Origin of the sequence: Rhizobacter sp. LjRoot28 (genome assembly GCF_964253025.1) — a bacterium.
In the GTDB taxonomy this organism is placed as follows: Bacteria; Pseudomonadota; Gammaproteobacteria; order Burkholderiales; family Burkholderiaceae_C; genus Rhizobacter.
Genome location: NZ_CAXUQC020000001.1, coordinates 373,334 through 396,852 on the forward strand (window position 1 = coordinate 373,334; position 23,519 = coordinate 396,852).

At 65.3% G+C, this 23,519-nt stretch carries 21 protein-coding genes; 20 read left to right on the top strand and 1 reads right to left on the bottom strand.

The features are described 5' to 3' along the window. Positions 1–3 precede the first annotated feature (3 nt). Genes ACSQ2F_RS01750 through ACSQ2F_RS01780 form a run of 7 tightly spaced genes read left to right on the top strand, consistent with a single transcriptional unit; the run spans position 4 to position 7,450 of the window. Positions 4–1,242: a lipopolysaccharide biosynthesis protein gene (locus tag ACSQ2F_RS01750; RefSeq protein ID WP_436019154.1), complete on the top strand. Its 1,239-nt coding sequence runs from the start codon at positions 4–6 to the stop codon at positions 1,240–1,242. Further along, positions 1,226–1,831 (top strand): acyltransferase, encoded by a 606-nt coding sequence (locus ACSQ2F_RS01755; RefSeq protein ID WP_436019156.1) that lies wholly within the window; start codon positions 1,226–1,228, stop codon positions 1,829–1,831. Before ACSQ2F_RS01750 ends, ACSQ2F_RS01755 begins: the two co-directional genes overlap by 17 nt. Then, positions 1,828–2,904, top strand: a complete 1,077-nt coding sequence (locus ACSQ2F_RS01760) for a glycosyltransferase (RefSeq protein ID WP_436019158.1) — start codon at positions 1,828–1,830, stop codon at positions 2,902–2,904. The genes ACSQ2F_RS01755 and ACSQ2F_RS01760 overlap by 4 nt, the downstream gene beginning before the upstream one ends. Next, positions 2,901–4,130, top strand: a complete 1,230-nt coding sequence (locus ACSQ2F_RS01765; protein ID WP_436019160.1) for a glycosyltransferase family 4 protein — start codon at positions 2,901–2,903, stop codon at positions 4,128–4,130. The genes ACSQ2F_RS01760 and ACSQ2F_RS01765 overlap by 4 nt, the downstream gene beginning before the upstream one ends. A gap of 46 nt (positions 4,131–4,176) precedes the next feature. Continuing rightward, on the top strand, positions 4,177–4,860 hold the full coding sequence (locus ACSQ2F_RS01770) for a class I SAM-dependent methyltransferase (RefSeq protein WP_436019162.1): 684 nt from the start codon (positions 4,177–4,179) through the stop codon (positions 4,858–4,860). Between the two features lie 3 nt (positions 4,861–4,863). Then, a complete protein-coding gene (locus tag ACSQ2F_RS01775) occupies positions 4,864–6,027 on the top strand; it encodes a DegT/DnrJ/EryC1/StrS family aminotransferase (RefSeq protein ID WP_436019164.1) in 1,164 nt (387 codons plus the stop codon). 7 nt (positions 6,028–6,034) lie between these two features. Continuing rightward, on the top strand, positions 6,035–7,450 hold the full coding sequence (locus ACSQ2F_RS01780; RefSeq protein ID WP_436019166.1) for a sugar transferase: 1,416 nt from the start codon (positions 6,035–6,037) through the stop codon (positions 7,448–7,450). Positions 7,451–7,727: 277 nt separating this feature from the next. On the opposite strand, the gene ACSQ2F_RS01785 is transcribed toward ACSQ2F_RS01780, so the two are convergent. Further along, positions 7,728–9,602: a polysaccharide biosynthesis protein gene (locus tag ACSQ2F_RS01785; RefSeq protein WP_436019168.1), complete on the bottom strand. Its 1,875-nt coding sequence runs from the start codon at positions 9,600–9,602 to the stop codon at positions 7,728–7,730. Positions 9,603–9,984: 382 nt separating this feature from the next. Between ACSQ2F_RS01785 and ACSQ2F_RS01790 the strand changes: the two genes are divergently transcribed. The 13 genes from ACSQ2F_RS01790 (at position 9,985) to ACSQ2F_RS01850 (ending at position 23,507) form a co-directional block, all read left to right on the top strand. After that, a complete protein-coding gene (locus tag ACSQ2F_RS01790; RefSeq protein WP_436019170.1) occupies positions 9,985–10,821 on the top strand; it encodes an aldolase/citrate lyase family protein in 837 nt (278 codons plus the stop codon). Positions 10,822–10,877: 56 nt separating this feature from the next. Beyond that, a complete protein-coding gene (locus tag ACSQ2F_RS01795) occupies positions 10,878–12,335 on the top strand; it encodes a lipid II flippase MurJ (RefSeq protein WP_436019172.1) in 1,458 nt (485 codons plus the stop codon). Further along, on the top strand, positions 12,332–12,886 hold the full coding sequence (locus ACSQ2F_RS01800) for a sugar transferase (protein ID WP_436019174.1): 555 nt from the start codon (positions 12,332–12,334) through the stop codon (positions 12,884–12,886). Before ACSQ2F_RS01795 ends, ACSQ2F_RS01800 begins: the two co-directional genes overlap by 4 nt. A gap of 2 nt (positions 12,887–12,888) precedes the next feature. Continuing rightward, on the top strand, positions 12,889–14,658 hold the full coding sequence (gene asnB / locus ACSQ2F_RS01805) for an asparagine synthase (glutamine-hydrolyzing) (protein WP_436019176.1): 1,770 nt from the start codon (positions 12,889–12,891) through the stop codon (positions 14,656–14,658). A gap of 276 nt (positions 14,659–14,934) precedes the next feature. After that, on the top strand, positions 14,935–15,993 hold the full coding sequence (locus ACSQ2F_RS01810; RefSeq protein WP_436019178.1) for an acyltransferase family protein: 1,059 nt from the start codon (positions 14,935–14,937) through the stop codon (positions 15,991–15,993). A gap of 92 nt (positions 15,994–16,085) precedes the next feature. After that, positions 16,086–17,015, top strand: a complete 930-nt coding sequence (locus ACSQ2F_RS01815; protein ID WP_436019180.1) for a hypothetical protein — start codon at positions 16,086–16,088, stop codon at positions 17,013–17,015. After that, positions 17,012–18,280, top strand: a complete 1,269-nt coding sequence (locus ACSQ2F_RS01820; protein ID WP_436019182.1) for a UDP-glycosyltransferase — start codon at positions 17,012–17,014, stop codon at positions 18,278–18,280. The genes ACSQ2F_RS01815 and ACSQ2F_RS01820 overlap by 4 nt, the downstream gene beginning before the upstream one ends. A gap of 1 nt (position 18,281) precedes the next feature. Further along, positions 18,282–19,598, top strand: coding sequence for an N-acetyl sugar amidotransferase (locus tag ACSQ2F_RS01825; protein ID WP_436019184.1), 1,317 nt, complete (start codon positions 18,282–18,284; stop codon positions 19,596–19,598). Between the two features lie 9 nt (positions 19,599–19,607). Then, positions 19,608–20,369, top strand: coding sequence for an imidazole glycerol phosphate synthase subunit HisF (gene hisF / locus ACSQ2F_RS01830; protein WP_436019186.1), 762 nt, complete (start codon positions 19,608–19,610; stop codon positions 20,367–20,369). A 2-nt stretch (positions 20,370–20,371) separates the two neighbouring features. Then, positions 20,372–21,022: an imidazole glycerol phosphate synthase subunit HisH gene (hisH, locus tag ACSQ2F_RS01835; protein WP_436019188.1), complete on the top strand. Its 651-nt coding sequence runs from the start codon at positions 20,372–20,374 to the stop codon at positions 21,020–21,022. Positions 21,023–21,049: 27 nt separating this feature from the next. Further along, complete coding sequence (locus tag ACSQ2F_RS01840) at positions 21,050–22,021, top strand: Gfo/Idh/MocA family protein (protein WP_436019190.1); 972 nt, start codon at positions 21,050–21,052, stop codon at positions 22,019–22,021. Between the two features lie 2 nt (positions 22,022–22,023). Further along, positions 22,024–22,722, top strand: a complete 699-nt coding sequence (locus ACSQ2F_RS01845) for a cytidylyltransferase domain-containing protein (RefSeq protein WP_436019192.1) — start codon at positions 22,024–22,026, stop codon at positions 22,720–22,722. Continuing rightward, positions 22,719–23,507: an SDR family oxidoreductase gene (locus ACSQ2F_RS01850; protein WP_436019194.1), complete on the top strand. Its 789-nt coding sequence runs from the start codon at positions 22,719–22,721 to the stop codon at positions 23,505–23,507. The genes ACSQ2F_RS01845 and ACSQ2F_RS01850 overlap by 4 nt, the downstream gene beginning before the upstream one ends. Positions 23,508–23,519 lie beyond the last annotated feature (12 nt).

The window sequence follows — 23,519 nt, forward strand, 5'->3', positions numbered from 1 at the left end:
CCCATGAGCGGCCGGACCGACGGGCTGCTGAAGGCGACGCTGACACTGCTGGCCGGCGGTGCGCTCGCCCAGGCGCTGCCGCTGCTGCTCGGCCCGTGGCTCACGCGGCTCTACCGCCCCGAGGAGTTCGGCCACTACACCCTGTTCGCCGCCCTGGTGGCCAACCTGGCCGTGGTGGCCTGCGCGCGCTACGACTTCGCGTTGCCGCTCGCGACGGACGCCGAGCAGGCCCGCGACCTGCTCGCCCTGTGTGTGCGCGTGCTGGTCGGTGTCACGCTGCTGAGCGTGCCGCTGGCCTGGGCGGCCGGTGCATGGTTCGACCTGGCGCTATGGGCCTGGGTCCCGCTGGCTGTCCTGGTGGCCGGCGGCGTCCAGTGCCTGACGATGTGGGCGACGCGCGCGCAGTCCTTCCGGCGCTTGTCCGTGAGCCGCGTCACCCAGTACGGTGGGGCCGCGCTCGTGCAGGTGGCCGGTGGCCTGGCGCAGGCCGGCACGGTCGGGCTGGTGGCGGGGCCGGTGGTGGCCGGGGCTGCGGCGGCCGCGTCGTTGGCCGGGCCGGCTCCTGCGGGCGGGTGGCGGGGGCTCTGGCATGTGCCTCGCGCCACACTGGCGATGGTCGCCCGGCGCTTCCGCGAGTTTCCGCTGCTCAACACGCCCCACGCCTTCGCCGGTGCGCTGCAGGACACACTGGCCGTTGCCCTGCTCGTCGCCTGGACGGGCGAGGCCGCGGCCGGCTTCTGGGGCCTGGCGCTGCGCTACCTCAAGGCGCCTGCGACGTTGGTGGGCGGGGCGGTCTCGCAGGCGCTGTACCCCAAGCTGGCGCAGGCCTCGCCCGAAGAGGCCCGGCGGGCGGTGCGTCGCGTGATGACGTGGCTGGCGTGCCTGGCCGTGCCGCTGGTGGTGGTGCTGATGGCCGCCGGCCCGGCGCTCTTCGCGTGGCTGTTCGGCGAGCCATGGCGGCCGGCCGGGGAACTCGCGCGTGCGCTTGCGCCGTACATCGGCGCGCACTTCGTCGCCGCGCCCCTGGCCGTGGTGACGCTCGCGTGGCGGGCGCAGGCCTGGGCGCTGAAGTTCTCACTCGTCGGCCAGGCGATGTTCCTCGCGGCGCTGGCCGCAGGGTTGCACCTCGGCGGGTTGGCGGGCGGCGCCTGGGCCGTGTCGGCCGCGATGCTGCTCTACTTCGGCACCTACTTCTGGTGCCTGGCAACGTGGAAGGAGGTCCCGCATGCCGCAGTGGCTTAGGGTTCGCCTCAACCGCTGGCGCCGCTGGCTCTGGCACCGCCTCTTCTTCCGCATGCTGTTCGGTGAGCAGGCGCTGGATGGGCGACCGCTGCCCTTCGCCCGGCTGTCGCCCAGCACCTGCATCGAGCACGAGGACCGGCTCGCGATGGGCAACCATGTGTTCATCGGCCACTTCAACTTCATCGAGGCGAGCCACGGCGTGCGCATTGACGACGGCGTGCAGATCACCAACTTCGTGAGCGTGCTCACCCACAGCTCCCACCGCAGCCTGCGGCTGATGGGCGAGGGGTACTACGACGTGCCGGTCGACGGGCGGCCGGGCTTCATCAGCGGCCCGGTGCACATCGGCGCCTATTCCTTCATCGGGCCGCACAGCGTCATCGAGGCCAACACCACGCTGGGTCGTGGCTGCCTCGTGCTGTCGCACAGCCGGGTGCGGGGGCAGTTCCCCGATTTCGCGGTCATTGGCGGCGCGCCTGCCGTCGTCGTGGGCGACACCCGCGACGGTGATGCCGCACTGCTGGCGCGACATCCCGAATGGCGCGCCCACTACGAGGCCTGGGCCGGGCGCGAGGGGCCCGCGGCATGATGCGCGTCGCCTTGATCGGAGACGCCCAGAGCCCGCACCTGCTCAAGTGGGCGAGGGCCTATGCACAAGACAGAGGCGTCTCGCTGCGGGTGGCGTCCAGCCGCGGCTTCCTGCCGGAGTTCGATGCCTTCCTGCCCGCCGCCCACCGCCTGGCGCTCGACACCCGGCCGGACCCTGCTGGCGGCAATGCCGCCATCCTCCGTTCCCTGCCACGCCTCGGGCGCTGGCTGCGCGAGGTCGATGCCGACTGGCTGAACCCGCACTACCTGACCTCGCACGGCACGCTCGCGTGGCTGGCCCGCGGAACCTTCGGCCTGCGTGCCCGCATCGTCGGCTCGGCCTGGGGCAGCGACATCCTGCTGGCGCCGCAGCGGTCGGTGCTGCACCGGGCGCTCACCTCTCGGGTGCTGCGGGCCTGCACGCTGTGCACGAGCGACTCCCGGCACATGACGGAGCGCATGCGCGCACTCGGCGCGGCGGAAGTGCTGACCTTCCCGTTCGGACTGGATGCCATGCCGCCGGCACCACCGGCCAAGGAGCCCTGGCTCTTCTTTGCGAACCGGGGCCTCGAGCCCTTGTACCGTCCGGACGCCGTGCTGGACTTGTTCGCGCGGGTGAGGGCGGTGCAACCCGCCGCGCGGCTGGTCGTGGCCAACGACGGCTCGTTGCGCGACGCGCTCGTCCGGCAGGCGGCAGTGCGCGGCCTGGCGGATGCGGTGACGTTCACCGGCCGCCTGGATGCGCCAAGCCAGGCCGATTGGTATCAACGCGCTCGGTGGTACGTGAGCCTGCCGGCCAGCGATTCGGTGGCCGTGTCCGTCCTCGAAGCGATGGCCCATGGCTGCGTGCCGGTGCTGAGCGACCTGCCGGCCAACCACGAGCTGGTGCGCGAGGGGGAGAATGGAATGATCGTGAGCAACGCGGACCTTGATCCGATGCCAGCGATGGCGGCCCTGCTGCCGCGCGCCGACGCCATCGCCGCGGTCAACCGCGAATGGGTGGCCGACAACGCCTTGTTCGCGCCAGCCGTGGCCGGGTTGCTGTCGCGCATGAAAGAGCTGTCATCGGCATGAACATCCTGCTGCTCAACCACTACGCCGGCTCGCCGCGCCATGGCATGGAGTTCCGGCCCTACTACCTGGCCCGCGAGTGGGTGCGGGCGGGGCACCGGGTGCAGATCGTGGCGGCCTCGTTTTCGCATGTTCGCGCGCGGCAACCGGAGGTGGGCGACAGGCCGGTGGATGAGCTGATCGACGGCATCCAGTACCGCTGGTGGCCGGTGCCTCGCTACCGCGGCAACGGGCTCGGCCGCGTGCGCAACATCGCGAGCTTCCTGGGGCAGGTGTGGTGGGATGCGCGCCGGCAGGTGGCGGCCTTCCGGCCCGACGTGGTGATCGCCTCCAGCACCTACCCGATGGACATCTGGGTGGCCCGGCGGCTCGCCCGTCTGGCGCGGGCCCGGCTGGTGTACGAGGTGCACGACCTGTGGCCGGCCTCGCCCGTGGAGCTCTCGGGCATGTCACCCCGTCACCCCTTCATCATGCTCTGCCAGAAGGCCGAGAACGATGCCTATCGGGATGCCGATGCCGTGGTCTCGATGCTGCCCAAGGTGGCGGACCACATGGCGGCGCACGGCCTGGACCTGCGTCGCCTGCACATCGTGCCGAACGGCATCTCGCCTGAGGAGTGGTCCGTCACGCCGGCGCCGCTCGATGCCGAGGTGGCGGCCTGCATCGCCCGGCACCGGGCCGCCGGGCGCAGCATCGTCGGCTACGCCGGTTCGCACGGCGAGCCCAATGCGCTCGACGTGCTGCTCGGTGCGGCAGCGGCCATGGCGTCGGAGCCGGTGGCCTTCGTGCTGGTGGGCGATGGCCACGAAAAGGCCCGGCTGGCCGCGCGCGTCGCCGCCGAGGGCCTGCACCATGTGGCGCTGCTGCCGCCCGTGCCCAAGGCGCAGATCCCCTCGTTGCTGGCCGCCTTCGACATCGCCTACATCGGCTGGCAGCGGGTGTCGCTGTACCGCTTCGGCATCGCGCCCAACAAGCTGATGGACTACATGATGGCCGCCCGCCCGGTGCTGCATTCGGTCGAGGCCGGCAATGACCCGGTGGCCGAGGCCGGATGCGGCATCACCGTGCCACCGGGTTCGGCGCCGGCGGTCGTGGATGGGCTGCGCCGCCTGCTGGCGGTGCCTGCTGCGGAGCGCGCCGCGATGGGCGCGCGGGGTCGCGCGCACGTGCTGGCGCACCATGCCTACCCGGTCCTGGCCCGTCGCTTCATCGAGGCGGTGCAGGCATGAGGCTGGTCACGCCCCTTGTGGCTTGTGCCCGTCAAAGGAGCCCCGCATGAGCGAACCCGAAGCGCTGGCCGAACGCTACGCCCGACGCGCGGTGGGCGACCGCTACAGCCTGCTGCGCCCCGACGTGTGGCACACCGTGCAGGAGCGGCAGCGCGCGATGCTGCGCGGCCTGGTGCGGCATGGCTTCGTCGATGTGGCGCACTGCCGCCTGCTCGAAGTGGGCAGCGGCGCCGGAGGCAACCTGCTCGAACTGCTGCGGGCGGGCTTCCGGCCGGAGCACCTGTGCGGTGTGGAGCTGTTGCCCGAGCGCCATGCGGCGGCTCGCGCCGTGCTGCCCGAGTCGGTGACGCTCCACGCCGGCGATGCGCTGGCGCTGGACCTGCCCGCAGCGTCCTTCGACATCGTCTTCGTCTCGACCGTCTTCTCCTCCCTGCTCGACGACGCCTTCCAGCAGCGCCTGGCCGCCGCGATGTGGCAGTGGCTGAAGCCGGGCGGGGTGGTGCTGTGGTACGACTTCGTGGTCGGCAACCCGCGCAACCCCGACGTGCGCGGCGTGCCGCTGTCCCGCGTGCGTGCGCTGTTCCCGGCCGGGCGCCTGTCGGCCGAGCGGGTGACGCTCGCGCCGCCCATCGCGCGGGCCGTCACCCGGGTGCACCCCGGCCTCTACACTCTCTTCAACCTGCTTCCGCCACTGCGCACCCATGTGCTGTGCTGGATCGCCAAGCCCTGAACCATGTCCACCGACCAACCCTTCCTGCCCTTCGCCTTGCCCGACATCGGTGACGAGGAGATCGCCGAGGTCGTCGACACCCTGAAGTCCGGCTGGATCACCACCGGGCCCAAGACGCGCCGATTCGAGTCCGACTTCACCGCCTTCCTGGGCGACCCGTCACTGCAGTCGATGGCGGTGAACTCGGCCACCGCGGGCCTGCACCTCGCGCTCGAAGCGCTGGGCATCGGCCCCGGCGACGAGGTCATCACCACCACCCACACCTTCACGGCCACCGCCGAGGTCGTGCGCTACCTGGGCGCCGACGTGGTGCTGGTCGACGTGGACCCAGTGACCCTGAATCTGGATATCACCGCCGTCGAGGCGGCCATCACACCCCGCACGAAGGCCGTGATCCCGGTGCACTACGGCGGGCTGGCGGTCGACATGTCGCGTCTGCTCGCGATCGCGCGCCGACATGGTCTTAAAGTAGTGGAAGACGCCGCCCACGCCCTGCCCGCCACCGCCGGTGGACAGTTGATAGGTGCGCTGGGATCTGACGCGACCGTGTTCAGTTTCTACGCGAACAAGACGATCACGACGGGCGAGGGCGGGATGGTTGTAACGCGTGATCTGGCGCTCGCCAAGCGGATTCAGGTCATGCGACTACACGGAATCAGTCGCGACGCATTCGACCGGTTTCAGTCCAAGGTTCCGAGTTGGTACTACGAGGTGGTCGCGCCTGGCTTCAAGTACAACCTGACCGACATTGCAGCGGCCCTCGGACTGCACCAGCTGCGTCGGGCACGGGCCTTTCAAGTGCGCCGCGGCGAGATTGCCGCGAGCTATAGCGCTGCGTTCTCAAACTTGCCTGTGGTGCTTCCGGCCGCAGCTCCTGCGGGTGAGGTGCATGCGTGGCATCTCTATTCGCTGCGACTTGCCGCGGATGCACCGACCGACCGCGACACCTTCATCAAGCGTCTATTCGACGCAGGCATCGGATGCAGCGTCCACTACGTACCGCTGCACCTGCAGCCGTACTGGCGTGACCGTTATCGGCTGAAGGCCGAGCAGTTCCCGCATAGCCAAGCTGCCTATGAGCGGCTCGTCAGCCTGCCGCTGTACACCCGCATGAGCGAGGGTGACGTGGACCGGGTTATCCACGCGGTGGCCGGAGCACTGCGGTGAGCCTACCGTGCTGAAGCGGGGTGTTGACATTGCCTGCGCGGCGATCGGCCTCTTGATGCTCAGTCCTCTGCTGCTGGGCGTGGCGTTGTGGATCAAGCTGGATTCTCCCGGGCCAGTGTTCTTCCGGCAGGTGCGGGTGGGGCGACACGGCCGGCACTTCCGCATCTTCAAGTTCCGGACGATGACCCACGTGGCCGCACCCGCTGGCCCAGAACTCACTGTGGCCGGGGACGCGCGCATCACGCGCAGTGGCGCGCTGCTGCGCAAGTACAAGATCGACGAACTGCCGCAGTTGGTGGACGTGTTGCGCGGGACGATGAGTCTCGTCGGGCCACGACCCGAGGTGCCCCGCTACGTGGCGCACTATCCTCCCGACTTCAAGGCGCGGGTGCTGAGTGTCCGTCCTGGCATCACGGACCTCGCCAGCGTGCGTTTCCGGAACGAGAACGACTTGTTGGCGCAAGCTGAGGACCCGGAGCGGGAATACCTGGAAGTCATCCTGCCCTCCAAGCTGCAATATGCGGTCGACTACGTAGACAACGCGTCTCTCGTGAGTGACCTTCGGTTGCTCGGTCTGACCCTGAAGACCGTGTTCGTGCCCCCCTCCACCGGGAGATTCTTCGCCATGCCCACCAGCCGATTCTGGCAAGTCATCGACGAAGCGCTGTCCTCGCCGCACCGTTGGCGCACCGTGATGGCCACGGCCGTTGACGGCGTGACCGTGCTGTCTTGCTGGCACATCACATATCTGTTTCGCCTCGGCTTCGAGCGGTGGCAACCCGGGCGGCCGTGGTATGACGACCTGGTCTCGTTGGCCGTTGTCGCGGTCTACCTTGTGTGCCTCGCATCGTTCGGTGCACGTCGCGGCATCTGGCGCTTCTTCGGGTTCGAGGACCTGAAGCGCATCACGTTGGCGTGCGCCGTGGCGGGGCTGGTCAGCGCGGTGGGCGTTTTGATGGCCCAACTCGTCGGGGTGGCCCGTGCCGTGTTGCTGCTGCACCCGCTGTTCACGCTGATCGCTCTCGCAATGCTTCGCATGGTGTACCGCACGGTGTGGGAGCATGCGCGGTCGCTCCATCGGGGCGAGGCGGAGACGCCTAAAAGGGCTATCGTGCTCGGCGCTGGTGACGCGGCGCGCCGCCTCGTGGCGGGCATCCACCTGCGAGAAGGGTGGACGGTACAGGCAATCCTGGACGACAGCGAGGGGAAGATCGGCACCCGTATCAACGGGATTCCAGTCGAGGGACCGCTAGTCGAGGTGCGGGCCGCCTGCCTGCGTCATGGCGCCACGCACGTGATCGTTGCGATGCCTGGAGCGACCCGGGAGTCCCGCGCCACGGCGCTGTTGCTGGCGAAGAGTGTGATGTTACCGGTGCTGGTGGTGCCCGGGCAGGACGAACTGCAGACGCCGATGGCGGTGTGACCCACCTGACGGGTCCGACATGCCATCGTGTTGTACGAGCCGTTGCTAGTGATGGGCGCGTGCCTGAGCCGTCCGGCACGTGCCTCGTGCTGAAACACCACTACCGGCGCGTCGCTGGAGCTCGTCTTGAGGAGGCCGAGGACCGCTAGGGAATGGCTCATCGTCGGCGTCACCTCCGCAGGCGAAGCTCAGGGCAGCTGCGATCGGGATGTGTAGGCCGCGACGGGAGCGGCGCGTGACACGTATGAGCGCTCTTGGCGAAGTGCGATAGCAAGGGTCAACGTTGCCCGCGATTGTTCGCCGCTCTGCCATTGATCTCGACGGAGGATACGTACTCCGGCACCAGATTCTCAAGCTGGCGTAGCATCCCGTCCACGTCGTTGACATCACATGCGGCCTGTAGCGAGTCGATCATCTTGTCGAGGAGTGCGGGCTCGATGTAGCGCTCGTGAGCGCACATGATGCGCGAGTGCTCGCTCGGACGGACGTTGTCGCCGATAAGCAGTTCCTCGTACAGCTTCTCTCCGGGCCGCAGTCCCACGAATTGGATCTCGATGTCACCGTCGCCATCTTCCTCGGTGCGCTCCGAGAGGCCGGATAGCCGGATCATCGAGCGGGCGAGGTCGACGATGCGCACGGGCTCCCCCATATCAAGCACAAACACCTCGCCGCCCTTGGCGAGCGCCCCCGCCTGAATCACCAATTGTGCCGCCTCGGGGATGAGCATGAAGTACCGGATGATGTCTGGGTGGGTGATGGTGATCGGGCCACCGGCCTGGATCTGCTGCTTGAACAGCGGCACCACTGAGCCCGACGACCCCAGCACGTTTCCGAACCGAACCATAGAGAAGCACGTGCGAGACCCAGCCCGCTGTGCCGCCGCCTGGAAGACCAGTTCGGCGGTGCGCTTCGAGGCGCCCATCACGTTCGTCGGTCGAACTGCCTTGTCGGTAGAGACAAGTACGCAGGTCTCGACGCCGGCCGCGATTGCTGCACGTGCCACGGCGCGGCTGCCGAGCACGTTGTTGCGCAGTCCCTGCTGCATGTTGCTCTCGACGATCGGAACATGCTTGTACGCAGCGGCGTGGTAGACCGTCCCGACCCGGTTTTCCATGAACACCCGCGCGAGCAGTTGCTCGTCAAGGACCGTACCAAGCACCGGTTCAATCGAGAGGTCCGGCGCATGGCGCCGCAGTTCCTGATCGATTGCGTACAACGCATACTCGGAGTGGTCAAACAGGACGAGGCGGCGTGGATTCTGCGACGCGATCTGCCGGCACAATTCGCTCCCGATCGACCCTCCCGCGCCTGTTACGAGCACGACCTTGCCGGTGATGTTGCGGGAAAAGAGTTGCGGCTGCGGCGGAACCGGGTCCCGGCCGAGTAGGTCGCTCACCTCGACTTCGCGGAGGTCGGACTCGGCCACGTGCCCGTGCTTCACAAGATCGACAAGCCCCGGCAGGATTTTGATGGGTAGCCCAGTGGGTTGCAGCCGCGCCAGCAACTCTCGCTTCTGCGCACGGGTTGCAGAAGGAATGGCGACCACGACCTGAGAAATATCTAGGCGATCGATCAACTCGTGCAACTGGCTGGGTGCGTGGACCCTCAGGCCTGCAATTGACTTGTTGTGCAGCGAGAGGCGGTCGTCGAGAAAGCAGACAGCTTGGTACTCGCGACTGACCTGCATGGTGTGCGCCAACTGGGCGCCGGCCTCGCCTGCACCGTAGATGGCCGTCCGCACGCGCGAGCGATTGGACCGCTTGAAGCCTTGCAGGAGCAGGCTGCGGGCCATGAACCGGGAGATGACCACGTAGGTGAATGCGACGAACCAGTACATCAGCAGCGACGAGCGGGGCAGCAGGTGCACGTCGAATGCCATTGCGAGCCCGAACATTGCGAGCACCACGACTGCGAGCGACGCGCTCGACGCGAACAGCACCCGGAGGTCGATGTACCGGACAACGGTCCGGTAAAGCCCGGCGGCGCCGAGCACCGGGAGGGTCAGCAGGCCTATCAGGATCTGGAGGCCAAGCTCGTTTTGCAGCGCCTGCTGTAGGGATCCGAGCCGGACACCTACTGCCGCGATCATGCAGAGGGGAAGGAAGATGGCATCCCCGCCGATCATGATCGCCAGCTTCCGGGTCGACGTCATGTCGGAGAGGCGACGCCCAATGTGATTTCGCATGGATGGACTGGTTACTATCTGCGGTTCGCTGGACATGCTGCGGAAACGGTTTCAGGCGAACCTACTTGTCATACCTCTCAATGATGCCACGCTACAGCTCACCAGTCCGGCAATTCGTGTCGCTGGCTATGCGGAACAGAGGTTTTACGCCGTGCGGTCTCGGAAGTCGATGCTCGGTGCAATCCGGGTAGGCGAGGGGAGAAACGCGGCATACTAGCGGTTTATTTCGGTCGGCCCGCGCCCACACGTGGGGACTGTCGCGGCCCGCCCTTGGTCCAATCGCCGTCCGCTCCGCCTGCTATAGCGCCCTTCACCTGCTCCCTTCGAGACCTGCGCTCGACGCTGTGCCATGAAATTCCTGATGATCACCAACGATCCCGCCGTGGCTCAGTTCGCCGTGGCCCGGGGGGTAGATCGAATCTTCGTTGACCTTGAATTTCTTGGAAAAGAGACACGACAGGGGCATCTCGACACCGTGATCAGCCGGCACGCGCCAGAGGACATCGAGCGCGTGCGGCCAGTCGTCCCGGTCGGCCGGCTACTCGTTCGCGTCAACCCCATGCACGATGGGTCCCAAGCGGAGATCGATGACGCAATTTCGCGCGGGGCCGATATCGTGATGCTCCCGATGTTCCGAGCGCCTGCTGAAGTGGCCGCTTTCGTCTCGGCCGTGGGTGGCCGGGCGCGCACTTGCCTGCTGATCGAAACCATCTCGGCCGTAGAAAGCGCACCGCAGTGGTCGCTGCTCCCGGGCATCGACGAAGTTCACGTGGGGCTCAATGATCTGCACCTCGAACTGCAACAGCGGTTCATGTTCCAACCTTTAGCCGATGGCGCGGTCGATCCGCTTGCGGTCCTGCTGCGCGATCGGGGTATTCCGTTCGGCATCGGCGGCGTGGCCCGCGTGGGTGAGGGCCTGCTTCCGGCGGAGTTGCTGTTGGCGGAGCACGTCCGGCTGGGATCGACCGGGGCCATCCTGTCGCGCACCTTCCATCGTCAGGCTCGGACGGTGGAGGAGATCGTGGAGCAGATGGATTTCGAGGTCGAGGTGCGCCGACTGCGCGAGGCGTACGTATTGCACCAGGGCGCCTCGCCGCGGCAACTGGCGACGCTTCACACCGAAGTCCAGGGCCGGGTGGCGACGATCGTCGCCGCGATTGAGGCAAAGTCGAGTCATTCGGCGTGACGGGGGGGCGTGCTCGACTGGGGCGATTCGCCGTCGGCACGGGAGCGCTCCTCAGCTTGGCCCTGCTCGCCGGACGAGCCGCGGGTTTCATCCGGGAGATGCTTCTCGCATCGTCGCTGGGGGCGTCGGCAGAAGCCGATTTTGCCGTACTGCTGCTCACGCTGCCCGACCTGCTCGTCAACCTACTGCTTTCCGGCGGGCTGAGCGTTGCGCTGATCCCGGTCTTCCGGGAGTCAGAAACGGGGCACTCCCGCGCTGTGTTTCAGCATGCGCTGCTTGTCGTGACGCTTGTCTTTTCCGCCCTTGCGCTGTGGGTGGCGTTGTGGCCGGCAATGTGGTTGGGCCTGCTCGCGCCGGGAGGGCGGTTCGATCTGTCGGCGCCCATGCGCACAGCGATCCTCCTGGTTGCGCTCGCGGTGCCGCTAACCGCGATTGCCGGCGTGTCCACCGCCTGGCTCAACGCGCGCGATCGCTTTTTCGTCGCCGGCTGCGGCACGCTCATCTTCAACCTCTGCATCATCGTGGCGCTCGCGAGCGCAGGGAGTTACACAGAGTTGCGGGTGCTCGAGCTGATTGGGTGGGGAGTGTTCGTGGGTGCATTGCTCCGCTTCGGCGCACAGGCGGTCGCGCTGCCGCGCACAGCTTGGCGGATCGAGCGGGGCCCCTGGCGCATCGACGGCCTCCTTCTGAGGGCGTTCCTCGCGGCCATGACAGCCTCATCGCTGATGCTGCTCGTGCCTGTGATCGTGCGCGCGCTCGCATCCGTCGCGGGAACGGGGGCTCTGGCGTCCTTCAACTACGCCACGAAGCTCGTCGAGCTGCCAGTTGGCATCTTGATCACTACCCTCGCCACGGTTGCCTTTCCCCATTTGAGCGGGTTGTTGTCGCAGGGGGATCGCGACGCGGCGAATCGCGCGGTCGGCGTCAGCCTCGCGCGTTGCGCGGTTCTCGCGGTGGCCGTCGTCCTTCCGGGGTGGTGGTTCGCTGATGCCGTCGTCGAACTGCTTTTCATGCGCGGCCGGCTTGACGCAGCAGCGACTGCCCGCATCGTCGAACTGACCCGCGTGCTCGTCCTGGCCGTGCCGTTTATCGGAGTAGCCGCGCTTGCAACGGCCCACCTCAACGCAGATCGGCGCACCGGGACCGTGCTGCGTATCAACTTCGCATGCCTGATGGCGCTGCCGCTGCTCGCGGCGCCAGGACTCTGGCTCGCTTCACCGGCTGCCCTCATGGGCGCCGTCGTCGCGTTCTACGTGTTACTTGCCGCCGCGATGTCTCGCGCTGCGGGGGTTGTGTGGGTCGGTGAGGGAGGCTGGATGAACCGTAGAATGTACCCTGCGTGCGCGGGCGGCGCCTTGGCCGGGGCTGCGCTCATCGCAGGCGCCACCGTCTTGGGTCTTTCGGACCCGCGTCTGCGCACCGCAGCGGCTGTCGCCGCGTTTTCAGTCATCACAGTGGTGGGATTGCGTTTGCTTTCGAACTCCAGTGTCGCGCACGATACTGCCGGCCAATGAAGAGATTGATCGATATTGCGCTGGCGTTGTTCACGCTGGCCGTCATGTCTCCCGCCCTCATCGCAGTGGCGTTCGCGGTGTATCGCTTCGACCGCGGTCCGGTCTTCTACCGGCAGGTGCGAGTGGGCCGTGGCGGCCGGCACTTCCACATGCTCAAGTTCCGTAGCATGGTGCTGAACGCGGATCGTATCGGAGGCTACTCCACCGCGGAAGGCGATCCGCGCATTACACCGGTGGGGCGCTTCATTCGCCGAACGAGCCTTGACGAACTGCCCCAAGTGTTCAATGTGCTTTCGGGCGACATGAGTCTCGTGGGTCCCCGGCCGGACGTGCCGGCGCAGCGTGCCCTCTATACTGCAGAGGAATGGTCGCTGCGCCACCGTGTGCGGCCTGGCATCACCGGTCTCGCGCAGGCGACGCTACGTTCGACCGCGACCCCCGAAGAGCGCAAGCGCCTCGACCTCGAATACGCAAGGTCGAGTTCCATTGGACTCGATGCGCGCATCATCAAGCTGACCTTCAAGCAGATTTTCGGAACCGGTGGCAACTGACCATGTGTGGCATCTTTGGGTATTTTCACCGTGAGGGCCGCTCGCTGGACTCCGGCGTGCTTCAGGCCATGGGGCATGCCATCGTGCATCGCGGCCCCGACGATCAGGGCGTCTTCGCGGCGAAAGGGGCCGCCCTCGGCAACCAGCGCCTGTCAGTCATCGACATCCAGGGCGGGCACCAGCCCTTCGTCTCGGACGATGGCCGCATCGTCGTAGTGCAGAACGGCGAAATCTTTAACCATGTCGAACTGGCGGCGGAGCTGGCTGGCGGCCCGTTCGCATGCCGCACCCATTCAGACACTGAAGTGCTGCTGCGTCTGTACGAATCCGAGGGCATCGGCTTCATACGAAAGCTGAACGGCATGTTTGCCATCGCGATCTACGACGCCGGCGAACAGGCCATGTACCTCGTGCGGGACCGCATCGGCGTCAAGCCGCTCTACGTCCATGACGACGGGGTGCAGCTCACCTTCGGCTCTGAGATCAAGGCCATGTTGCCAGGACTCGAGGTGCGGCCCGTTCTGAACGAGACGGCGCTGCACCACTACCTAACCTTCAATTACGTCCCGGCTCCGCACACCATCTACAGCGGCGTGCGGCATCTAATGCCGGGTCACCTGCTGAAGATTACGCGCGGAGGTGTCACCACGTCGCGTTGGTGGAATCTCGCCGACATGGTGCCTGTGCACGGCCGGGACGAGGGCGAGTGGATCGAGGAGTTCAACGCCATCCTCGACGACGCGGTGCGACTGCGGTTGCGCAGCGACGTGCCGTTCGGTGCGTTCCTGTCCGGCGGCGTCGATTCGAGCACCATCGTAGGGCTCATGGCGCGGCATCTCGATGAACCGGTGAAGACTTTCTGCATCGGTTTTCAGGACCCACGCTACGACGAGTCCAGTTTCGCGCAAGAAGCGGCGGAGCGCTTCGGCACGCGCCACGTGATGGAGCGTGTCGATCCCGACATGCTCGATCTGTGGCCGCTGGCGACGTACCACTGCGACCAGCCGCACGGCGACATCTCATTCCTGCCCACGTACCGGGTGGCCGAGCTCGCCCGCAAGCATGTCACTGTGGTGTTGACGGGCGACGGCGGTGACGAGCTGTTCGCTGGCTACGAGAAGCACCAGGACTTCTTCGCCCGTCCCGGCGTTGACGGCCTGTCGGATGCGGAATTCCGTCGCACCTACTTCGACAGCATCTCGCTCTTCTCGCCTGCCACCAAAAGCTCGATCTACTCGAACTCTACAGGGCGGGCACTGGCAGGCATCGATTCCTTCGATGTCGCTGCGCCCTACTTCGACGAGGTCGCCCACCAAGACCGCATCAATCAGGCCCTCTACCTCGACATGCAGTTGCTGCTCTCGGGGAACAACCTGGTCAAGCCCGATCGCATGGGCATGGCTGTTTCGCTCGAGGCTCGCACGCCGTTCTTGGACTACCGAATGATGGAGTTCGCCTTTCGCATGCCTGGGGACCTGAAGCTCCGTGATGGCGAAACCAAATACCTCTACAAGAAGGCGGTTCAACCGCTGATCGGCGAACGACTAGCGTATCGCCGCAAGCAGATGTTCACCGTTCCGGTGGGGGACTGGTTCCGCGGCGAAAAGGCGAGCTACTGCCATGAGCGGCTCCAGCATCTCCTATCGAAGACCTCATTGTTCAATCCTTCGGCCGTGCATGGTCTGCTTCAGCGCCACCGCGATGGGATCACGAACCACACGCGGGAGTTGCGCGCGCTTGTCTCTCTGTCTCACTGGCTCGATCGCTGCTGAGCCGAGCGATGGCTACCATTCGCTATCACCTCGACCGGCTTCGCTCGCCGAGCGTCCACTGTACTCACCAGTATGACGATCGATCGGACTGCAACCTAAACCTCGGAAGCCTCTGCACCTTCTGGGGCGTGACGTTTGGCGCGGCCTCGCCTCAGATGGGGGCCGAAGGTGCGAAGGGGCGAGTGGGGAATGGCGGTGACGAAGGCCGGGGGGCTCCCTTCCGATACCTCCACGGCACCAAGGTAGACTCATTCTTGTGCTCAATGGTGATGCGCGATGCATGACTCCGCGGCGGTTCGACCTGTTCGCGTCGTGCGCCTGCATGCCCTAGACCTGCTTCGGGGACTTTGTTCGATCGGGGTCGCCGCCTACCACTTCAGTTTGTGGAGCGAACTTCCGGTGGGTTCGGCTGGCCATACCATTCTGGCGATGTTTGGTACCTACGGCGTGTCGGTGTTCTTCGTGCTCAGTGGCTACAGTCTCGCCCACGCTTACGAACATCAGTTCCGATGCGGTCTGCAGGCCGATGTGGTTAAGGCCTATTTTCAGCGGCGGCTGGGGCGGTTGGCACCGCTATTCGCGGTGGTGCTGCTGTTGTCGGTGGCCGGCAAGCTGCTCGTTACAGGCAAGCCTGTCGATCCATACGTGTTTCTTGCTAACCTAACGCTAGTGTTTGGTATCGTGGACCCGGCGGCCACGCCGATCGTCGGGGGCTGGAGTATCGGCGTCGAGGTCGTGTTCTACATCGTATTTCCGCTGCTTGTGCTACTGCGCCGCTCGGCCGTCCAGGTGCTGCTAGCGACCTTGGTGCTTGCCGCCTGGATGGACAATTCGCTGCGCATGCACACCACGCTGGCCGAAGGGTGGCTTCTCTACGTCCATCCAGCCAACCAGGCAATCTTCTTCATCGCTGGTGTGTACCTCTCTCTCTTCGACGGTCACGTACGTCGTCTGGGCTCGGGGCCGCACGTCGTCGCCTTAGCCCTTGGGCTCGTCGCAATGATGGCCTTCGTAGGTGCGGGGGCTAGGGACGAACTGGCACTTGTCACCGGCTGGCGGCGAGTTCTTCTGGTGGCGACATCGATTGCGCTGGTGGCGGCACTCGCGCGCCTGTCCCTGGAAGGTGCGACGGCCCGCGCCGGTTCTCTGCTTGGCGGGCTGAGCTATCCACTCTATCTGATCCACCCGCTCGTCTTTTTCGCCGTGGGCAAACGACTGGATGCGGCAGTACCGACGCTGCTGTTTCTCCTCTTGGCAACCGCGCTAGTGGCAATCGCCGCCGACCGCTGGTTCGACGCTCCATTGCAACGCCGCGTGAAGGGGCTCGGATGGTGACGGCCACAGTCGACGAGTCAGGCGCTCCAGTTGTCATTCGCCGACGGCGCCGTCGACCGCCTTCCCTCCGGCTTTGGTGTGGCATCGCGGTGATGGCAGTGCTGTTGGTCGGGCTGCGCGTTCACGTTGGCTTTCTGCCCCCTGTCGAATCACTTGCTGATGACGGGTTCCAATCCCAAATGCTGTATGTGCTCGCGCTGTTGCAGGAAGGCAATGTCGTCGAAGGCGCGGCCGAGGGTAGTCTGATCTGGGTGCACCTCGGCCGATTGTTCGCGGTGGCTCCGTTCATCGGCCTTGACGCTGTCGTCGGTCCCCTCGGTTCTATGGTGTTGCTCGAGTTGGCATTGCTGCCGCTAGTTCTCGCTTCGGGTGCGCCCGGGCGGCGCGTGTTGACGCTAGCCCCACTCGCATTGCCTTTGGCACTCAGCGGTCGAAGCGTGCTGGTCGCTGTCGGGGTTGGTTACGTGATCCTCTATCTGGTGAGGTCGGATTCGCGCAGTTGGCTCCTGTGGTTAGGCATTGCGTTTGCGAACCTTAGCTCAGCATCAATGATCGCCGTGGCCACGTTGTTGATCTTCGTTCGTCAGCCCGCGGTGAGCCGCAGGCAAGGGGCGCGCCTACTAGCGCTTGTTCTGGTCGGGTTGTCGCTGGCCGCGTCCATCATCGACAAGCTCGGCGGGTTCCAGAGCGGCGCTGAGGGCTACGGCGCTCACTCTATCGAGTCGAACAATCTGCTACTGGCAGTACTAAGCAGGGGCACGTTGCTAGTCAGCCTCGTCGAGGGGCAGTATGCCCGGAGCGTTGCGTATCTGCTGGTTGCCGGCTACCTGCTGTACAAGTTGATGGTCCTGCTACGCAATCCCAGGGCGGTGTTGGCGCGTCGCATCATTCTCTGCTGCATCCCGGGCGTGTTCCTGGAAGGACTGGGAGTTGTGGCCTTGCTATTCCCGCTCCTCTGGCTCATTACCGGGACGCTCACTCAGTGGTCCCCGGTCAAACGGCGTACCCCAACCCTGACATGAGTTCATCTGATTTGCCGTCGCCAACGCCCGCTCGCCGGCTCTTCTTCGTCGCTTACGGGGGAGGGCATGTTGCGATGCTCGTGCCCGTGATCAAAATGGCGATCGCGCGCGGTCACGACGTTTCGGTGCTCGGGCTTACCACGGCTCGCGCCGTCCTCGAGAAGGCGGGGGTCAGCTGCATTGGGTTCAGTGAGCTATGGCACCATGCGGCGCCAAGCGCCCGCATATACGGGGAAGCGCTGGCGGCCGATCTAGGCTCAGGCGGCGTGGTTTCGCATGAAGAAAGCGTGGCCTATCTCGGCATTTCGTTCGCCGATCTGGTGGCCGAACACGGCGAGGCAGAGGCGCGGGGGATGTACGCGCGCGAGGGTCGGCATGCGTTTCTTCCTGTAGCATTCTTCACTCGAGTACTCGACGCGCTCCGTCCAGATGTTGTCGTGGCGACCAACTCTCCGCGAGCGGAGCGGGCTGCCCTCCTCGCCAGTGGGATCCTCGGCATTCGGGCCGTTTGTGCAGTTGACTTGTTCGCCCTGCAGGAAGTCCGATGGATCGGTCAACCAGGCTACGCAGACCGGATCTGCGTACTCAACGAAGCAGTGCGAGGGATGTTCCTGGCCCATGGGCGCTCTCCGGACGAGGTCGTTGTAACGGGGAATCCCGCCTTCGATATGTTGAATGCGCCAGAGACAGTGACTGCCGGACGCGCCCTGCGCGCGGAGCGTGGTTGGGATGATTCTCGAATCACCGTCCTGTGGGCGTCGCAGATCGAACCGGCGCATCATCCGTTCAACGGGGCCCCGGGCGATCCGTCGCTACCCCGCCAGGTGGAGCGCATGTTGCGCGGCATGGTCGCCGGCGACGATACGTGGCGCCTCGTGGTGCGCTATCACCCGAGCGAGCGAGAGGCTTTCGTGCCGGCGCCCCATGTGTGTTTCAGTCCGACTTCCGAGCCGCTGGCCGTTCTGCTGCATGCGGTCGATGTTGCAGTGGTGACGGCCTCGACAGTCGGATTGGAAGCTTGGATTGCCGGACGGCCAGTTGTCACAGTAGACTGCTCGGTTTTCACCGAAGATGCCCCTTACTCTCGAATGGGGGTATCTACGGGAGTTGCCGATCCCGCAGAGCTGCCGCTCGCGCTGAAGCGAGTACTTGCCACAGTCCGGAATCAGGCCGGTGTCGGGGTGACCGTTCCTGACAAGACCACAACCAACGCCGCCACCGCGGTGCTTGGTGTGATTGAAACGCTATTGTTCGACGGAGTTTGATATGAACCGCATCCCTTTTCCCGAGCTGGTCGACAAGGCCCGATTCAGTTCTGACAGCGCGCCGCAGGAGGCGAAGTACGGACTTCCGTCGGAGGTGCATTTCTGCTCCCGCTGTGTAATCTCAAACCAGCGCCCCAACTCGGCGGTGGAGTACACGCACACGAAGGACTCCAAGAAGGCAACCATCGCCTTCAACGACGGCGTGTGCGACGCCTGCAAGTTCGCCGAGAAGAAGCACGGCGGGATCGACTGGGAGGAGCGCGAACGTCAACTGCGTGACCTGCTTGACCGCCATCGGAGCAAGGACGGCAGCTATGACTGCATCGTGCCCGGCTCGGGCGGCAAGGATAGCTTCTACGCCTCGCACATCCTGCGCACCAAGTACGGCATGCACCCGCTCACCGTGACGTGGGCCCCGCATGTCTACACCGAATGGGGTTGGCGCAACTTCCAGCGCTGGATCCACGCTGGCCACGACAACTACCTGATGACCCCCAACGGTCGAGCGCACCGCCTGCTGACGCGCTTGGCCGTAGATAACCTGTTTCACCCCTTTCAGGCGTTCATGTTCGGGCAGAAGTCGCTCGCGCCGAAGATGTCGCTGCTGTTCAACGTACCGCTCGTCATTTACGGCGAGAACGAGGCCGAGTATGGCAACCCGATCGGTGACACCAACTCTGCCAAGCGCGACTGGTCGTACTTCACCGCGTCAGACCAGTCGAAGGTCAGCCTGGGCGGCGTGTCCGTGCCGGAGTTGAAGGAGCACTATGGCCTGGTGCAGCAGGACCTGCTGCCGTATCTGCCTGCCAACCCGGACGAGATCGAGGAAAAGAAGACCGAGGTCCACTACCTCGGCTACTACCTCAAGTGGCATCCGCAGGCCTGCTACTACTATGCTGTCGAGCATGGTGGCTTCGAGGCTTCGCCGGAGCGTACGCCGGGCACGTATAGCAAGTACAACAGCATCGATGACCGCATCGACGACTTCCACTACTACACCACGGGCACGAAGTTCGGCATCGGTCGCGCGACGTACGACGCCGCGCAGGAGATCCGGTCGGGGGACATTACCCGCGACGAAGGGGTGGCGCTGGTAAAGCGCTACGACCATGAATTCCCGGAGCGCTTCGCCGAGGAAATCTTCAAGTACCTCAGCATCCCTGCGAACGAGTTCCCGGAGGCGAGCAAGATGTTCGAGCAGCCCATCATGACTCGCGAGTACTTCGATCGCCTCACCGACACCTTCCGATCGCCGCACTTGTGGAAGTGGGAGGATGGCCAGTGGAAACTGCGCCACGCCGTCTGGCATGGGAAGTGACCTGGCGCCATGAGTAACCTGCGCATCATTCCGCGCCTAGACATCAAGGGTCCGAACCTCATCAAGGGGATCCGGTTAGAGGGCCTGCGCGTCATGGGAGACCCTCAGGAGCATGCCATCCGCTACTACGAGGCGGGTGCTGACGAGCTCATTTACATGGACATCGTCGCTAGCCTGTATGGTCGCAACAACCTAAGCGACATCGTGCGCCGCACTGCGGAGAACGTCTTCATCCCGATTACCGTCGGCGGCGGCATTCGCTCCGTGGACGATGCGCGGCTCATCCTGCGTTCTGGCGCCGACAAAATCGCCATCAACACCGCGGCGGTGGCGCGACCTGAGCTGATCCGCGATGTTGCCCGGCGCTTCGGCTCCCAGGCCATGGTTCTCTCGATCGAGGCGAAGCAGGTGGCCCCGGGCCGATGGGAGGCGTACACCGACAACGGACGGGAACGCACCGGCCTCGACGTGATTGAGTGGGTCCGTCGAGGGGTCGAACTTGGCGCGGGCGAGATCCTGCTCACCGCCGTCGACCGTGAAGGCACCCGGAGCGGGTTCGACCTGGAACTCGTGCGCCAAGTAAGCGCCACCGTGCCGGTGCCGGTCATCGCGAGCGGTGGCATGGGTACGTTCGAGCATTTGAAGGAAGTGGCCACGATCGGCCGGGCTGACGCCGTCTCGATGGCAGACGTGCTGCATTACAAGCGCATGGATCTGCGCGACATCCGCGCGGCGGCTCTCGATGCAGGTCTGCCGGTGCGAAAGTTCTGAACATGGCAAAACCCAAGATAGCGCTGCTGGACTACAGCATGTGCAACCTTCTGAACGTTGCTCGGGCCTTCGAGCACTGCGGCGCTGACGTGACGGTGACGGAAGACCCAGACGTTGCTCGACAGGCGGACCGGCTGGTCGTGCCGGGCGTAGGCGCGTTCAGCGACAGCATGCGTGAGGTGCAGTCGCGCGGCCTCGCCGACGCCATTCGCGAGTTTTCGCACACCGGCCGTCCGATGTTCGGGATCTGCGTAGGGATGCAGATTCTCTTCGACGCGAGCGAAGAGTTCGGAGAGCATGAGGGTCTCGGCCTGCTGCCGGGCCGCGTGAGGGCCGTGCCCGCATTGACGCAGACGGGCGACCCGCAGCGCGTGCCGCACATTGGGTGGAACCACCTCGTCGAACCGGCTGGCGGCCGCGACTGGATGGGCACGCTGCTTGAGCCGCTGTCCGGGGCGGATCCGGCGGTGTACTTCGTGCATTCATTTGCCGCGGACCCCGCCCTCGATTCGGATCGCTTGGCTGACACCTTGTACGGCGGACACCGCATTTGTGCGGCGGTCCAGCGCGACAACCTGATGGCCACCCAGTTTCATCCGGAGCGGAGCGGAGAGATCGGCTTGAGCCTTGTGCGCCGGTTCCTCGACCTCTGAGCATCAAGATGCCGGGTAGGGACTGACATGCGGATCCTGATGATCGGCACAGGATCGATCGGGCGGCGCCACATGGCGAGCCTGCGATCTCTGGTTCCGGAGGCCCGGTTCGATGTGCTTCGTGAAGCGGGGCGTTCGACCGACGTATCTGCGCTGGACGGAGCCACCGTTTCCACCTCCCTGGACGAGGCGTTCGGCAAGCAGCCCCGCTTGGTTGTCGTGGCGAGCCCAAGCTCGCTGCATCTGAAGTACCTGAGTGCAGCGATCGACCACGGCGTGCCGTTCTACGCCGAGAAGCCCGTGGTATCTGATGTGTTCGACCTAGAAGCGCTTCAGCGCCACTTAAGAGGACGGGACCTGCCGCCGAATATCGTCGGTTGCAATCTGCGGTTTCTGCCGTCACTGCAGCTGCTCGCGGAACTCATGGCGGACGGCCGCCTCGGGCGTGTCGTGCGGGCCTCGTTTGAGGCCGGGCAATGGCTGCCCGACTGGCGGCCCGCGCAGGACTACCGGCAGTCATACAGTGCTCGCCGCGCCCTGGGGGGCGGCGTGTTGCTTGACCTGATCCACGAGGTCGACGCGGCGCGTTGGCTGCTGGGCGATTTCACCGAAGTGCACGCCGAAGTGGGACACCTGTCCTCGCTGAACATCGAGACCGAGGACACGGCCTGCTTGCTAATGCGTAGCGGCCGAGGTCCCCTCGCCACCGTGCAACTCGACTACGTGCATAGACGACCATTCCGCCGATACCGAGTCGTCGGCGACGAAGGCACTGCCGAATGGGATCTGCCGAGCCGCACGCTCACACTAACCACCTCTAACGGCGTCTCGCCGTTCGCCCTGCCCGACAGTGCGTTCAACGTCGCTGCTACCTATCCGGCGGCGATGGCTGAACTGCTCGCCGCCGTGCGCGAGGGGCGACCTACCAGCCAACCGCTGTCGGAAGGCCTCGCCTCCGTCGAACTCGTCCTGCGTGCGCGAGCGCGCGACATCCCCTAGCCATGAAAACCATCGCCACCATTTGCGCCCGCGGCGGTTCTGTCGGCGTGCCCCGCAAGAACATTGCGCCGCTGATGGGCCGTCCGCTCATCGCGCACACGATCGCGCAGGCGCTCGCCGTGCCTGGCATCGATGCCGTGTACGTGTCCACTGACGATGGCGAGATCGCCCGCGTCGCCGAGGCGCACGGTGCACGCGTGCCATTCCTGCGGCCGGGCGAGCTGTCCACCAGCACTGCACCGAAGGTGCCAGTCATCCAGCATCTGTGCGACCACGTGGCGCGTGAGGTTGGCGCGTTCGACCGGATCGTCGACCTCGATCCCACTTCGCCATTGCGGACCATCGGTGACATTGAGGCCTGTCTCGCACTGCTCGACGGTGAGACCGATGCCGTGATCACCGGGTTCGAAGCGGAGAAGAACCCCTATTTCAACATGGTGGAGCGCAAGCCCGACGGGAACATCGGACTTGTGTGCAGCTCTCCCGGCGGCGGAGTCGTGGCCCGTCAGCTGGCGCCGGCCGTGTACTCAATGAACGCTTCCATCTACGTGTGGCACGCGCATACGTTGGCGAAGGGTCTGTGGAACGGACGCCTCAAGCTGCACGTGATGCCACGAGAGCGCTCGATCGACATCGATTCCCCCCTCGACTTTCGCATCGTCGAGATGCTGATGCAGTCCGCTAAGGAACAAGCGCAATGAGCCGATTCTCTCTGGATGGCAAGGTGATCGCTGTCACTGGCGCCGGCGGCATCCTGGGGCAGCACTTTTGCCGAGAGCTAATCGCGGAGGGCGCGCATGTGCTTGCGCTCGACTCGACTGCGGAGGCGCTGGACCGCTTGGTTGCGGCCATTCCGACCGGTCGTTTGTTGCCGGTCGTCGCTGACATACGCGATCGAGCCCAGGTCGAACACGCTCATGCCGAGGCGACCCGGCAACTCGGTCCAGTTCAAGGCTTGCTTAACAACGCCGCCACAAAGAGCCCCAACTTCTTTGAACCGTTCGAAACGTTTCCAATTGACGACTGGGATCAGGTGATGTCCGTGAACTTAACGGGCTCGGTGATTTGTGCGCAGGTGTTCGGGGGGGCAATGGCCGCGGCCGGCACCGGCAGCGTTGTCAATGTGCTGTCCATCTACGGCATTGCTGCGCCTGATCAGCGCATCTACGAGGGTTCCGAGTATCTCGGCCGGCCCATCAATACACCGGCGGTCTACAGTGCCAGCAAGGCGGGCCTGTGGGGCCTGACCGCGTACCTAAGCGCGTACTGGGGCGCGAAAGGCGTGCGCGTGAACGCGCTTACTCCAGGCGGCATATATAGCGGACAGAACCAGGCCTTCGTGGACCGCTACAGCCAACGCGTGCCCATGGCGCGCATGGGGGCTCCGCTCGACCTGTGCGGCGCACTCGTCTATCTGCTGTCGGATGCCGCCGGCTATGTCACAGGCCAGAACATTGTGGTCGATGGCGGCCTCACCGTTTGGTAGATCTGGGAGTGC